Source organism: Acidithiobacillus ferrivorans (assembly GCF_016250455.1).
GTDB classification, from domain to species: Bacteria; Pseudomonadota; Gammaproteobacteria; order Acidithiobacillales; family Acidithiobacillaceae; genus Acidithiobacillus; species Acidithiobacillus ferrivorans.
Map to the genome: position 1 here is coordinate 263,746 of NZ_CP059488.1, position 13,762 is coordinate 277,507.

A 13,762-nucleotide genomic window follows, 5' to 3' on the forward strand; every position below is an offset into this window, starting at 1 on the left:
ATCAAGATGTTGCACCCCGACAGGAGAGGTTTGTCCGGTTTTCGACTTGTGGGCATACCGTTCACGCCGACGTGCGGGCAAGAAGACCTATGGGTTCAGTGACAAAAAAGGGCTATTTGTAAAATGAGGTTGGAAGCCCATGGACTTGCAGGCCGTAAACCTGAATAATTCGCATTGGCCTTGGGTGGGAAAACGGAACGCGGTGATTAGGGTATGTAGAAGCATGCTGGTAGGAAGGAGAATGCTTCCGCGACCTGTATTCCTTATGTCAAAGGCACCGGTGGAGGTTTTCTGTTGGATGGCCGGTAAAGACTGGAAGCGGTCATTCATTCCCAATCATCAATATAACCGCGTTCGACCCACTCCGGACTGCTGCGTGTCGGAGATGCACTGTCGACTCCAAACCCAACTGCGGCCGCGACACGGGCTATCTACGATCTTACGGAAACTCTGGCTTTCCCTGTGCTTCTGCTTCAGCCTTTTGCCGATTCACCTTAATTCCGCGATGGAATAAGGTGGAAGTGGATTGAAGGACCCGATCTGTAAGGGTTTCCGGTATAATGGCTTTGCGAAAGCAGATCACCTACCGGGAGACTTACAGGAGGGTCCGATGAGAAAAATGGCACGAACCGTGCTTCCTTTCAAGGTGGCAGCAACTGAAGAACCCATGACCGCACAATCAGGGTTGGTGCTCCATGGAGAGTTCATTCGAGGGCTGGGCGTTCATCGCTGGCTGGAACAGGAAATGCCCAAGCCGGGCAGCAAGCGGGGTTATGGAGCGATTCCGCATGTTCTGCCCTTCGTATTGATGCTGACTGGTGGCGGACGTTCTCTGGAGGATCTGCAGATGATCCATATGGATAAGGGCTTACGCAGCCTGCTGCATCTGGATACTTTACCCAGCACGGACGCGGCAGGAGACTGGCTGCGCCGCACCGGAGAAGGAGCAGGTCTGACGGGGCTGGACCGGGTGAACCGCCGGATCGTGGCCCAGCGCCTGCGCAAGCTGGAACGCCGGACCCACACCCTGGATATCGATGCCACCCAGATTATTGCGGAGAAACGGGATGCGGCCTGGACCTACAAAGGGGAACGGGGCTACATGCCCATGGTGGGGCACTTGGCCGAAGCCGGGGTGGTGATCCACGACGGCTTCCGGGCCGGGAATGTCGCTCCGGCCAGCGCCAATCTTGATTTCGTCAAAGCCTGCCAAGCGCGCCTGCCCAAAGACCATACCCTTACGTCCGTCCGTGCGGACTCCGCCAGCTATCAGGCCGATCTGTTCAATTACTGCGAAGAGACCGGCAAGACCTTCGCCATCGGCGGCAAACTGGATGCCCCGACGCTGGCAGCCATCGCCGCCATTCCAGATTCCGCCTGGACCCAGTATGCCGATTGCGCCGTAGCCGAGACCGTGCACAGCATGGAGCATACCCACAAAGCCTTCCGTCTCATCGTAGTGCGGTATCACCATCAGGCGGAACTGCTGGAAGAAGACCGGCCCCATTACCACGTCATTGCCAGCAACCGCACGGGCAGTACCGCCGATGTGCTGATCTGGTACCGCCAGCGGGGTGAACATTCCGAGAATGGCATCAAGGAACTCAAAGTCGGCTTCGGCATGGAACGGATGCCTTGCGGCCAAGAGAGCGCTAATGCGGCCTTCTTCCGAATCGGGGTCATCGCCCACAATCTGTTCGTGCTCTTCAAACACTCGGCCCTCGGCGAAGGCTGGCAGCGGCATCGGGTGGCCACCGTGCGCTGGCGGCTATTTCAAATACCGGGCCGCCTGATCCGCCATGCTGGTACCTGGGTCCTGAAGGTGGCGGCAACTGTTGCAGAAGACTTTGCGGCCATTCGGAGCCGCGCTTACGCCTTCATTCACGACCCTGCACCCGGATGACTGGCGCGTAAGGACAAGCACCACCAGGATCGCGCACTGCACGATGGACATCGCTGCCCGACGCCCGGATTAGCAGGGTTCTTATACCCGAATCCCACGCAAAAACCACCTCAATCAGTGATATATCGCTGAACATATCGTCGCGCACGACCCTAAATCTTGCCGAAAACCTGCTCCCTCCCCATCGCACCATAGTCGCCTGCTTCAATCGCGGAATTTGGGATTCAGGTCGCGCTCGACACCGTCGAAAATGTTCACAAGGTCCCCGTGTCCATGAGGAACCATGGAATAGCCGGAATTATCGAACATGAAACTGTACCGATTGAGTAGCGTTTTAGCTCTGTCGAGTAGCCGCTTCACCTGCTCGACCAACAGCGGAGGTGATTTGTCTACATCATCCTGTCTTGTCAGCTTGGCCCCACGATGAGCCAAAAGGTTACTGCGAAATCTGTTCAGCGCCTTGATGTCTGGATCCAAAGTTGAACACGAATCTATATCGCGTGCGAGTTGTGCTGGATCTGGCTTTGCGGCCTCTGGCGACATCATTTTTACAAACGGATCATCAGGCCGACGCCGTGAAATCCCCTCTTTATTAAAGAGGTGTAAGTGGTCACGTATGGCTTCCAAAAACGAACGCATGTGAAGCGAACCAGGCTCTTGATCGAATACGCGGGCCAGGCTCGCAAGAGCGGTTTGGCGATGTGCTACCCGCGTGTAATGCCAGAACGTGTACGCCTGAGCCGAAACATCTGGCCTCGCATTCATTTCTTTTTCTAATAGAGTTAATTGGCCCCAGTGGATGTGAGCATCCACCACATCCAGGACAAGGCCGCGCACCAGCGCGGCGAACTCGGTTTCGTTGACATCCCGCAAAGCCTTGGGGGCTTTATTCTTTACTGGTTCAGCCTCTTGCTCGCTCAACCTGTTCCTCCTGGTTGTAAAATCACGCTGAATTGACCAGAGAATCACGTCTAATTTGTCCACTGTAATAATTCGTAATGACCGCTTACTGGATGGGTTCCATTAGGCAGAAGACGACCCCAAGGGGCGGTCTGGCATCGCCAATTTAGTGGCCGGTGTGCGGCGTAAACCAGTCGTTTTACTCCATCTACATTTTCAACACGGTCTTCACGTACGCCGAGTGAGTGCAGTGAACGAGGGCTCCACGCGAAACACCTTGTTGGCCACTGTGGGATCCGAGGTGTCATCCTCATTTCCACGCTAGAGAAATATATTAACTAAAGTGATCAAAATGCGACGCATATCGCTTGGGCGGTTCCATTTCCTCACAGCCAGGCTGATCACTCTCAAGGCCAATATCATTTTATGTTCAGAAACAATTACGCGAGCCTGTGAAATGGCAATCAGTTGAACTGTGTCTACGAACGCAACAGGTTCGATGGACGTATATGATCGGACCGGAAATAGGTCGCCAATCCCTTTTCTGAATGGCCCAATGGGACCTTCAAGCGAGATTCGGTACGGTTTCGTAATCTTATAGCGCCAACGCCGGAATCCTTCAGTCGTTGCCTCTGCGACTATCGGCGACACATGGGACGGAAGAGCCTCCAATTCCGCACACTCATAGGCCCCCACAATGATAAATGCTGGGTTATTTCCCACAGCAGGCCTCCAGTCCATACTTCGGGTTGTAGTAGTGGATGCGCCCGCTCAGCAATCGACGTAGCGTGCGGAAACTGTCTGTGTTTTTGTAGGTATTCGGGCACCACAACGAAGAGACATGCTCTGGTTTCAGAATATAGTCCGGCCTTAATGCGTATTCGAAAAGCCATGCGTGAGGATCGTCTCCGAGCGTGAACATAGACTGGCTCACTTCGTGTCCAAACACATCGCTGATAATTGCTCTCACCGCTTCATGCGGGCGGTGAGAAAACAGCGCCAAGCGCGCTTCGTTCGGCACTTCGGCAAGTGCGCTCAAAAAAGCAAAGAACTTATAAGCGTCACACTGAACGAGCTGGAGGAGGCGTGATCGGTCACCGGGCGGATTGATGAATCCAAAACGAAGTCCTCCTACGTCCATGGGACTTCCATACAAAAACGACCTCTTATTGTCTAGTAGAAAACCTTCGTTCAGTGCCAGCACCATGGATCCGCGCAGTGTTGGGCGATCAAGTAACGGATCGCCGAGATGGAAGTAGTCAGGCTCCATAGCACTGCGCGTGTCAGAGCTTCTGGTGAGCTTTTCGAGAATATGGCGTTTTTCAGTGGTTAGAATTTTTGCTGAACGCATCTTTTGGCTGCTCAGGTTTATTCCCCTTCATCATCTTCGTCCATTCCTGATTTGCGTTTGAGAGTATCATCTGCATCTGGTCGAATAGATTGCCAGCTGTGGCCGCATCAAGCGGAAATGCAGTGGGGTCATCTTGATGTTGGCATTCGAGTAGCTTTATTTTTCCGGCCAGCGTTTGGAGCTTCGCTGATGTCTGCGTGTAGGTTGCTAGCAGCCTGTCGGAGTTTCGTTCAGCCTCATTATGAGATATAATTATTTATATTCAATATGATGAGTGAACGATGGCCCTCTTTATCGACCCCGACCGCAAGACCAGTTATCTTCTGCCTCCGTCCATGGAGGACTGGTTACCCGAAGGGCATCTTGCCCGCTTTATCGTCGAGGTGATTGAGCATCTGGACCTCTCCCGATTGGTTAAGCAATATGCCGGTCGAGGCTGCAAGGCCTATCATCCGGCAACATTGCTGGCGATTTTAGTCTACGGCTATGCCAATGGGGTATTCTCCAGCCGCAAACTGGAACAGGCCACCTACGATTCCGTAGCCTTCCGCTATCTCGCTGCCGGCAGTCATCCTGACCACGATACTCTGGCTAACTTCCGCCGCCGTTTCCTGGGTGAACTGCAAAACCTGTTCGTGCAGGTGCTGGAACTGGCCCAAGAAATGAAGCTGCTGAAGATTGGCCGGGTTTGTCTGGATGGCACCAAGATCCACGCGAACGCCTCCAAACATCAAGCCCTGTCCCACGGCCATATCGAACAGATGGAGCGGCAGCTGAAGGCCGAAGTGCAGGAATTATTCGCGCTGGCAGAGCAAGCGGATCAGGCAGTCATTCCTGATGGTGTGAATTTGCCCGAGGAGATACGTCGCCGCGAAGACCGGTTAGCCGTGATGGCCGCCGCCAAGGCCAAGATTGCCGAACGGGTTCAAGCCCGTTATGAAAAGGAAAAAATCCTTTACGACGAGAAAATGGCCCGCCGCGCTGAACGTGAAGCAACCGGCCAGAAACGTCTGGGCAAAGAACCCAAAGCACCCGATCCCGCCCCGAAAGCGCAGGATCAGATCAACCTCACCGATGAGGAATCCCGCATCATGCCGGTCTCGGGTGGCGGCTTTGAACAGTCCTATAATGCCCAAGCCGCCGTCGATGACCAGACCATGCTGGTGGTGGCCACGGGTGTCAGCCAAGCGCCGAATGACAAAGAGCAGGTACTCCCCATGCTGGAGATGCTGCAAACCTAAGCTGCGGTATTGGGTCCCATAAAGGCGCTCGTTGCCGACACAGGCTACTGCAGCGAAAAGAATGTCGAAGCCTGTGAGGCGCTAGGCATCACCCCCTTCATTGCCGTGGCCCGGGAAGATCATCATCCAGATTGGCGGCAGCGGCATACCGAGCCTGAAGAACTGGCTGAAGCTGCCACCCTGATGCAGGCCATGATCCATCGTCTGAAGACCCAGGCTGGTCGCGGCATCTACCGGCTACGCAAGCAAACGGTAGAGCCCGTCTTCGGCATCATCAAATCGGTGATGGGGTTTCGGCAGTTCTCATTGCGCGGCCTGCGCCAGGCACAAGGGGAATGGAGCCTTGTTTGTCTGGCGTGGAATATAAAACGTATGGCCGTGTTGCGCCTGTAGGGCAGGAAAATGAAGAAAACAGCAAAATATAGGGCAACAATGGGTAAAACTACCCAAATAATGGCGTTTTCAAAAAACCATGGGTGGGGATGGGCGGCAGCCCGAAGCTAAAACCGACGGGCTGCTAGCAGACTGTCGGAGTTTCGTTTGCGAGAGCTAAACGCAATCAAATACTCTTGACATTGTAGCAAGCTTCAAGGTTTATGATGGACGGATAGTGGGTTACATATAGTTTCTCGGAATCCTTCTTTAAGACGTGATCCACTGTACACAGCGGGCATCACCCGAGGAGATATATTCATGGATGACAAAACCCGTGGACACCTTGAGATTGGCATAGACGGGATGACCTGCGCCTCTTGTAGCGCGCGGGTGGAACGGGCGCTGGGCAAACTGCCCGGCGTAACCTCGGCTAATGTGAACCTGGCGACTGAGCGCGCCGAGGTGCTTTTCGACCCACAGCAACTCGATGCCGCCCGCATCGCCGAGGCGATCCGCGAGACCGGCTACGTACCGGTGACCGATGAGATTGATCTTGTGGTGGAGGGCATGACCTGCGCTTCCTGTGTGGGCCGCGTAGAAGGTGCACTCAGACAGCAATCCGGAGTACTGGAGGCTGTGGTTAACCTGGCTACTGAGCGTGCGCATGTGCGCTACATCCCGGCGATGATCAGTATGGACGAATTGGCCAGCACCGTAAGCGAGGCTGGTTACGCCGCGCATCCTGTTCAGGAAGACGGGGAGCAGGATGTCAACGAGGCAGACCAGCGCCGTGTGAGTTTGCGCGCCATGGGTCGTGATGTCATCGTAGCTGCGGTGCTGGCCATGGCGATTCTGGTGCTGTCCATGGGTGCCACATTCGTCCCAGCCTTTGATCATGCGCTGATGGTCGCGAGTCCCTTTGCGCATTTCTGGGAGTGGGTGCAGTTTGTGCTTGCCAGTATTGTTTTGTTCGGGCCTGGTCGGCGGTTTTTCCGGCCAGGACTGATCGCCTACCGCCACCTGTCGCCAGACATGAACTCCCTGGTGGCCACCGGCACTGGCGCGGCCTGGGCTTACAGTGCGTTGGTGTTGGTGGCGCCCGCATGGTTTCCACTCGATGCACGACATGTGTATTTCGATTCAGCCGCGGTCGTTATCGCAGCCGTACTCGCTGGCAAGTACTTGGAGGGGTTGGCCAAGGGCCGCACCTCATCGGCCATTCGCAAGTTGGCCGGTTTGCAGGCAAAAACCGCGCATAGGCTCGATGCGAACGGTATCGAGCAAGAGGTGCCGGTATCGCGACTGCGCACTGGCGAGCGCATCGTGGTGCGCCCCGGTGAACGGATTCCTGTGGACGGACGCGTAGTCGAGGGGCGCGCACATGTAGACGAGGCTATGCTGACCGGCGAACCCCTGCCTTCGGCAAAGACCATGGATGACACTGTAGTGGGTGGCACCATCTGCCAGGATGGGCGATTGGTAGTAGAGGCCACCTCCGTCGGGCGCGACACCGTACTGGCACATATCATCCACCTGGTAGAGAGCGCACAGACCGGCAAACTTCCGATTCAGGGGCTGACCGATCGTGCGGTACGGGTGTTCACCCCAGTCGTGCTGGTCATCGCGTTAACAACCTTCGGCGTCTGGATCGCCTTGACGGGCAATGTCAGCATCGCACTGGTCGCAGCAGTCGCCGTGCTGGTGGTGGCGTGCCCCTGTGCCATGGGATTAGCAACGCCAGCGGCGATCATGGTGGGCACCGGACGTGCGGCGGAGCTCGGCGTGCTGTTTCGCAAAGGCGAGGCACTGGAGACGCTATCACATGTTGACACCCTGCTATTCGACAAGACTGGCACGTTGACCGAAGGCCGTCCCGCCCTCGTTGATCAGGGTGGCCCTGATCCCGCTACAGCACTGCGTCTGGCTGCAGCGTTGGAATCGGCTTCCGAGCATCCGCTCGGGCGGGCTATTGTCACTGCGGCCGGCGAGCGCGGTATACACTTGCCTACAGTCCAAAATTTCCGCTCTATTGCCGGCTATGGGATCGAAGGTGAAGTGGAAGGCCGTATGGTGCGTGTTGGCGCCCGACGTTTTATGGAACGCGAAAATGTACTGCTGGGGGATAACGCCGAGACTGCGGCACAAATAGAGAATGACGGGCGCACGGTGGTGTTCGTCGCGGTCGACGCAACGCTGCTCGGGTGGCTCGCCATTGCCGATCGCATCAAACCGGAGGCGTATGCGGTTGTACAGGCATTACGCGCGCGTGGGCTGCAGGTGGCCATGGTCACTGGCGATGCGCGGGCTACCGCTCAGTCTGTTGCCAGGCAATTACAGATCGAGCAGGTGCATGCCGAGGTGCTGCCCCAGGATAAGGCGAAAGTCGTCACCCAGTTGCAGGAACAGGGCCGACGGGTCGCCTTCGTCGGCGATGGTATCAATGACGCCCCAGCGCTCGCACAGGCTAATGTCGGCATTGCACTCGCCTCAGGCACGGACATCGCCATCGAAGCAGCAGACGTGACCCTCACGCGCGGGCAGCTCGGCGAGGTGGTCACGGCACTGACGGCGGCACGGCGCACACTGAGCAATATCCGCGGCAATCTGTTCTGGGCCTTTTTCTACAATATTCTGCTGATCCCGGTTGCGGCTGGCGTGGCCGTGCCTATCGGCATCCATCTGAATCCGATGGTGGCTGGCGTAGCCATGGGGCTGTCCTCCGTCTTCGTGCTCAGCAACAGCCTGCGCCTTAAACGGCTCAAGGCTTATGTGCCAACGGTAACCCGGGGCGCGGTACCGAATACCGCACTCGAACCCGCTCATTCCTGAGCAATCGTTCAAACGAGGAGAATCCATATGAGTCAGTTCGTTTTCAGTGTGCCCGCCAAGGGCGATTTTGATACCACCGTGGCGCAGGTCACCGAGGCCCTCAAGGTGGAAGGCTTCGGCGTGCTCACCACGATCGACGTGGCCGCCACGCTCAAGGCCAAACTGGGCATTGAGGGACGGCCCTATGTCATTCTTGGCGCTTGCAACCCGCACTACGCCCATCAGGCGTTGGTGGCCGAGCCCGACATCGGCGCCCTGCTGCCTTGCAACGTGGTGGTGCGTGAGGACGACGATGGCAAGGTGAGCGTGGTGTTCATGGATCCTGCCGCCGTACTCGGCATGGTGGACAAGCCGCAAATTACCACGCTCGGCGTCGAGGTGCGCGACAAACTCCAGCGTGTGGCTGATGCCGTGCGTGGTTGAATAATACTTATGCAAGCGCTTTGAATAATTCCTTTCACTTCATTTCCAATAGGAGAAAACCCATGAGCAATATCAATCTGAAGATCACCGGCATGACCTGCGAGCATTGCGTGCGGGCCGTGACGAAGGCGCTGGAAGGCGTACCCGGCGTTGAAAAAGCGGACGTCACTCTCACGCCAGGAGAAGCTGTAGTGCATGGTCAGGCGAGCACCGCCGCACTGATCGCTGCGGTCAAGGAAGAAGGCTATGAGGCGGAGGGGCGGGGCTGAAGTCCCGCACACCGACCGTCATGTCTGATCCGGTACTGCTCTACACCAGTCCCGGCTGCCCCGACTGCGCGGCAGTGCGCCGTTACCTCAAGGAACACGATGTCGCATACGAGGAACGTGACGTGACTGCTCCCGGCGTGGCTGAGGAAGCCAAATCACGCTACGGAGTGCGGGTCGCGCCAATCACGGTGATCGCTGGCGAGGCGTTATGGGGAACATTTGCTCATCAGAAGCCACGGCTTGATGAATTGCTGGCCGGGACCTAAAACTTTACTGAACATGGGGATAAAAGCACATGAATGACTACAAACGGTCATAGGATGGACCGTAGAGCAAGCTGGATGCTTCTCCTCGTTTAATATTGCGCCTTCTGACTCGGGCAAGGTGGTTGGAGATGCTCCAGATCTGGGCGTAAGTGCAGGCGCTATCTGTCGGCAACGATCACTTGGGCGTGGCTCAAGGGGATGGGGGGAGGGGGAATGTTGAATGGCGTGATGCTTTTGTGGTTTATCCTTACCGCGTTATCAGTACTGTTTGTTGCGGTTGATATTCGCGCCACACCAGAGTCCAAGGTTCTCAAGTGGGGCTTTGTATTGCTACGGGACCGCTCGGCGCGTTCCTGTACGTATTGGGTTGTCGAGAGCCACTACCTGGGTTGCACGAGAGGTATGTCTCGACACGTTGGAGGCAGGTGCTGGGCTCCACTATGCATTGCGTCGCCGGGGATGGGGTTGGCATTGTGATACCAGACACCTTACGAGCTCTTTTACGCTTCAGGTTTCCTGGGCGCAGAGGGCGGGTGGTTATTATTTGAATTCGCCGACCCCAAAAAACCAACAAGAAAAGAGGGGTAGGCGGCGGCATCGTGCGCCAAGTACCATTTCACGGTATGGCTATCATCCAGATTATTGGAACGCGAACACCCTGCAAGGGCGGTTATTACGAACAGCGCGACGAGGAGCTTATTCATGACGGCGTCCTTTCCAATTATCATGCGATCAGTCGCTCTCACTCTTGGCTCAAGCGCTATCATGTGCAGTGATGGTTAGTTTAACTACCTCGATGGGGCTAACTATCGAGATGGACTGCGATGACGCAAGCTGGCGCATGTCAGATGGCGGCATGGCGTGATGGAGGATAACCGACGCGACGAACACCGCCACCCCCAACGCACTTTGGATATTCACTGCGTGCGCACAGCGCCCCACGGGGATGGTTCCAGTATTGTCTACACTGTGAACACTGTACATCCAGAATCCTGGCAACTTGGAGCATTGATGTGGGGCCCTTCCCGCCCGCTCCACAGATCCAGCATCGGAAGATGTTACTTGACCGTAAAAGACCAGCGACCATCGGTATGATGCCCATCAGTTGATCGAAAATTCGCTTTGCACACCTGGGTTATTGAAGGAGTTCGGCATATTTGGCCACAGTAGCAGGACCGTCCACCTCCCAGGTTGGATCTGGAATTTAACCTTCACCTCGGCACCAAAGACACGGTTAAAGCTATAGGCTGCGCTGTTTATCGCTGACAGACACCAGATTCCTCGTCCCAGGTAAATTATCTTACAGTTAATACGGATACGGTTACATGCGGCAAATTGTCGCACCCCCATCGCTTTGCAATGCCTTGTTACGACGAGGGAGGGGCGGCTGCATTGTCAGGACATCTGATACCCTTTTGTTTAAGGACCCTAACGGATCAGAACAGGAAACCCATCCCTGCCCCGAAGTAATGGGTAAATCCACCTAGGTTTCCGCTCAGGCGCACACCTTCTTCGAGGTCTACCTCACAGGAGGGGGTTAGCAGGTACTGCACACCGCCGTCCGCATCAAAACCGGACCCCAGGCCCGGCCCCGTGCGGCTTTGTCCGTAGACCTCGCCATAGAACTGCAGATTCCACAAAGGCAACCAGGTAAAGGTGATGTCCGGATTAACGCTGGTGAAGCGACCACCGCCTGCGAGTGCGGGATTGGTCTGAGATGTGACGCCCAATTGCAAGGATATCCCGGTGTCGTTGCTGGGAGCATAGTCAACGATACCGTTAAAAGCTACCCCTGTCCCCCGGCTGCCAAATGCCGGGCTCCCGGAGGGCAGAGTAAACAAGCTTTCCACGGCCCCCAGCCAGTGTTTGGTATAGCCCAATTCGTGCTTGATGCCGACCGTGGTGGCCGAGAACCCCTGGAGATGTGGGCTGCCTGGGACCTGCTGGAGATTGTCGTTGGGCGGCAGCAGGACGAATTCGTTGTGGCCCGGCATGCCAAAGCGCAATTCCGCCTCGGGGAAATTATCGGCAGTGCCGCCTCCGGTTCCCGTAAGGTTGGCGTGTTGGTAGCCAGCTTCCAGTACGGCTTGGCCGTATTGCACCACGCACGCGCTGTCAGACACCGTGGGCCGATCTAGCAGAGCGAGTAATGCGGATGGTCCGGTGCAGGGATTTTGGACGGCATCATCTGCACGTACGGCTTGGATGCTCATGATAAGCGTTGCCAGCAAGGCGGTAATAGGGAAAAAATTTATTTTATTCATGTTGGTTCCTTTTCAAAATGCCTGCCAGGGCACTCCCACGAATCAGCGGTTATGCTTAGAAACAGACAATTTTCGTATATGAATATAAAATATAACGTTTACTGCCCAATTTGTGGCACCTCCTTAATAAGCCCGCACCCTAATCAATGCATCCCGCGGGTAAAACCAATCGTCACTAGCATCAACATGGCGACGATGTAGAGCCGCAGCCCCCAAAACGCGATTTTCACCGCACCTTGAACGGGTGCACGGGATAATGGGGCCAACTCCCCGCCCCCTTCTGCCAGAAGAAAGCTTTCAAAGCCATCAGAGACATCTAAGGTTTCCTTGGGGCCCCCGGTGTCAGGATAAAAGTCTTTATCTTGCATGTGCCATCTCCTAAAGTGCGTGAGGGAAAACCACCGTAAATCCATAGAGACCGTCGGCGACCATCAGTAAACCCACAATGCTGAATGCCGCCATATTCTGCCAAGGACGATTCACATGCTGACCCATGATTTCAGGGTCGTTCAGCAATAGCAGCAGGAACATCATTGCCGCTGGCATGAAGATGGAGGCGACCACTTGAACGGTGAGGTTCAAAAATCCCAAAGGAGCATGTGGGAGCAGGACGATCAAGGCCGCCAAAGCCGTACCTAGAAGCCCAGACAAATAGAACGGGAGTGCATGTTGAGGCCGTAAATTGATGCTTCGCGGCAGTTTAAGCGCCTCGCCCACGGCCCAGGAAGTGCTTGCGGTAATCGCGATGGCGGCAATCAGACCGGCCTCGACCAGTCCCAGCCCAAAGAGCGCGGTACCGACAGACCCGATTGGGCTATGTGCAAGAGCTGCCATGATACGGTGTATTCCGAAATTTCCCGCGCCGGACAACCCATACACCCAAGATCCTGTCAGGGCAACCAAGGCTATGGCGACCAGCCCCATCAGAATGGTGCCAATGGCGGTGTCGGCCTGGCCAATGGGGATATCCTTTTCTGTCAGGCCTTTGTCTACCACGCTCGATTGCTGGAAAAAGAGCATCCATGGCGCAATCGTCGTGCCCAGGTTTGCGAGAATCACATAAACAAAGCCGCTTACCGCGATACCCGCAGGGATATGCCAGCTCCCCAAGGCCTTTACCACCTGTCCCCAGTGTGGATGGGAAGCAATGGCCAGCGGGACAAAAATCAAGTTTCCAACAGCAACCCAAAGCGCCACCCGTTCCCAGGTGTGATAACGCAAAAATAAAAGCACTCCTGCAACGATGAGAAATCCGCCCAATGCGCTCCAAACAGCGGGCACGCCAAACATCTTCATCCCTATGGTGATACCGATGAATTCTGTAACGAGGGTGAGGATGTTGGCGACGACCAGATCGAAGAGGGAAAAGGCGCCCCAAAAAGGGCCATAACGACCCCAGATCATTTCGGCATGCCCGCGGTGTGTCACTGCGCCAAGACGGACGGTCATCTCCTGCACCACATAGGCCACGGGGACCATGAGGATGAGAAACGGAATGAAAAATCCGATACCATAGGCGGCGCCGGTTTGGGCATAGGTAATCACCCCACCAGCATCATTATCCGCGATCATAACGAGAATTCCTGGCCCGATGAGGGTGAGAAAGAGCCAGAGCCGTTTCCAAAAGGAAGGGCGCTGAATCAATGCTTCCCGTTGCTGGTGGACCCGCCAGCGGTCAGCCACCCGGTGGCGCTGATCCTCGGGAAGGGATGCCAACAGGTTAGTGATATTTTTGGTTTGTACCTCTGTCGCCATCGTATGCTCCTTTACGGGCATGCGACTGGGACGCACTCACGGCGGCGCGCACAAAACAACGATAATGAATGGAAATATTCCATCACCCGAGGACCGGGTGATGGCAACAGCAACTATGCCAGGATGACCCGATCTACGAACTGCAACGGTGCTTTGTGAAAGCAACTAGGGTCACTGTCCAAGTCG

General features: G+C 55.8%; 11 protein-coding genes and 1 pseudogene. 6 read left to right on the forward strand and 6 right to left on the reverse strand.

Annotated elements, in window-relative coordinates:
* Window positions 1-619 precede the first annotated feature (619 nt).
* Window positions 620-1,903, forward strand: coding sequence for an IS1380 family transposase (locus tag H2515_RS01310; protein ID WP_408626830.1), 1,284 nt, complete (start codon window positions 620-622; stop codon window positions 1,901-1,903).
* 204 nt (window positions 1,904-2,107) lie between these two features.
* On the opposite strand, the gene H2515_RS01315 is transcribed toward H2515_RS01310, so the two are convergent.
* Complete coding sequence (locus H2515_RS01315) at window positions 2,108-2,824, reverse strand: AbiU2 domain-containing protein (RefSeq protein WP_198660742.1); 717 nt, start codon at window positions 2,822-2,824, stop codon at window positions 2,108-2,110.
* Between the two features lie 691 nt (window positions 2,825-3,515).
* Window positions 3,516-4,154 carry a hypothetical protein gene (locus tag H2515_RS01320; RefSeq protein WP_198660743.1) on the reverse strand — a complete coding sequence of 213 codons (639 nt, stop codon included), beginning with the start codon at window positions 4,152-4,154 and terminating at the stop codon, window positions 3,516-3,518.
* Window positions 4,155-4,435: 281 nt separating this feature from the next.
* On the opposite strand from H2515_RS01320, the pseudogene H2515_RS01325 reads away from it, so the two are divergent.
* The 5 genes and pseudogenes from H2515_RS01325 to H2515_RS01345 all read left to right on the forward strand — a co-directional run bounded on the left by H2515_RS01325 (window position 4,436) and on the right by H2515_RS01345 (window position 9,557).
* Window positions 4,436-5,788 (forward strand): annotated as a pseudogene (locus tag H2515_RS01325) (IS1182 family transposase).
* 300 nt (window positions 5,789-6,088) lie between these two features.
* Window positions 6,089-8,599: a heavy metal translocating P-type ATPase gene (locus H2515_RS01330; protein WP_198660744.1), complete on the forward strand. Its 2,511-nt coding sequence runs from the start codon at window positions 6,089-6,091 to the stop codon at window positions 8,597-8,599.
* 27 nt (window positions 8,600-8,626) lie between these two features.
* Entirely contained in the window at window positions 8,627-9,022 is a 396-nt protein-coding gene (locus tag H2515_RS01335; RefSeq protein WP_014003714.1) for a DUF302 domain-containing protein, read from the forward strand.
* A 62-nt stretch (window positions 9,023-9,084) separates the two neighbouring features.
* Window positions 9,085-9,291 (forward strand): CopZ family metallochaperone, encoded by a 207-nt coding sequence (locus tag H2515_RS01340; RefSeq protein WP_198660745.1) that lies wholly within the window; start codon window positions 9,085-9,087, stop codon window positions 9,289-9,291.
* Between the two features lie 20 nt (window positions 9,292-9,311).
* Window positions 9,312-9,557: a glutaredoxin family protein gene (locus H2515_RS01345; RefSeq protein ID WP_014003716.1), complete on the forward strand. Its 246-nt coding sequence runs from the start codon at window positions 9,312-9,314 to the stop codon at window positions 9,555-9,557.
* 500 nt (window positions 9,558-10,057) lie between these two features.
* On the opposite strand, the gene H2515_RS01350 is transcribed toward H2515_RS01345, so the two are convergent.
* The 4 genes from H2515_RS01350 to H2515_RS01365 all read right to left on the reverse strand — a co-directional run bounded on the left by H2515_RS01350 (window position 10,058) and on the right by H2515_RS01365 (window position 13,576).
* Complete coding sequence (locus tag H2515_RS01350; protein WP_081254369.1) at window positions 10,058-10,261, reverse strand: hypothetical protein; 204 nt, start codon at window positions 10,259-10,261, stop codon at window positions 10,058-10,060.
* Between the two features lie 732 nt (window positions 10,262-10,993).
* Window positions 10,994-11,821, reverse strand: a complete 828-nt coding sequence (locus H2515_RS01355; RefSeq protein WP_014003699.1) for a hypothetical protein — start codon at window positions 11,819-11,821, stop codon at window positions 10,994-10,996.
* A gap of 143 nt (window positions 11,822-11,964) precedes the next feature.
* The gene (locus H2515_RS01360; RefSeq protein ID WP_163057239.1) at window positions 11,965-12,189 is read right to left on the reverse strand and encodes a hypothetical protein; all 225 of its coding nucleotides are present in this window, start codon (window positions 12,187-12,189) and stop codon (window positions 11,965-11,967) included.
* A gap of 10 nt (window positions 12,190-12,199) precedes the next feature.
* The gene (locus H2515_RS01365; RefSeq protein WP_198660746.1) at window positions 12,200-13,576 is read right to left on the reverse strand and encodes an NRAMP family divalent metal transporter; all 1,377 of its coding nucleotides are present in this window, start codon (window positions 13,574-13,576) and stop codon (window positions 12,200-12,202) included.
* Window positions 13,577-13,762: the final 186 nt, after the last annotated feature.

Coding starts and splice junctions, on each gene's coding strand:
- H2515_RS01310 (WP_408626830.1), top strand. CDS start 620: ATGGCACGAACCGTGCTTCCTTTCAAGGTGGCAGCAACTGAAGAACCC.
- H2515_RS01320 (WP_198660743.1), bottom strand. CDS start 4,154: ATGCGTTCAGCAAAAATTCTAACCACTGAAAAACGCCATATTCTCGAA.
- H2515_RS01330 (WP_198660744.1), top strand. CDS start 6,089: ATGGATGACAAAACCCGTGGACACCTTGAGATTGGCATAGACGGGATG.
- H2515_RS01335 (WP_014003714.1), top strand. CDS start 8,627: ATGAGTCAGTTCGTTTTCAGTGTGCCCGCCAAGGGCGATTTTGATACC.
- H2515_RS01340 (WP_198660745.1), top strand. CDS start 9,085: ATGAGCAATATCAATCTGAAGATCACCGGCATGACCTGCGAGCATTGC.
- H2515_RS01345 (WP_014003716.1), top strand. CDS start 9,312: ATGTCTGATCCGGTACTGCTCTACACCAGTCCCGGCTGCCCCGACTGC.
- H2515_RS01350 (WP_081254369.1), bottom strand. CDS start 10,261: ATGAATAAGCTCCTCGTCGCGCTGTTCGTAATAACCGCCCTTGCAGGG.
- H2515_RS01355 (WP_014003699.1), bottom strand. CDS start 11,821: ATGAATAAAATAAATTTTTTCCCTATTACCGCCTTGCTGGCAACGCTT.
- H2515_RS01360 (WP_163057239.1), bottom strand. CDS start 12,189: ATGCAAGATAAAGACTTTTATCCTGACACCGGGGGCCCCAAGGAAACC.
- H2515_RS01365 (WP_198660746.1), bottom strand. CDS start 13,576: ATGGCGACAGAGGTACAAACCAAAAATATCACTAACCTGTTGGCATCC.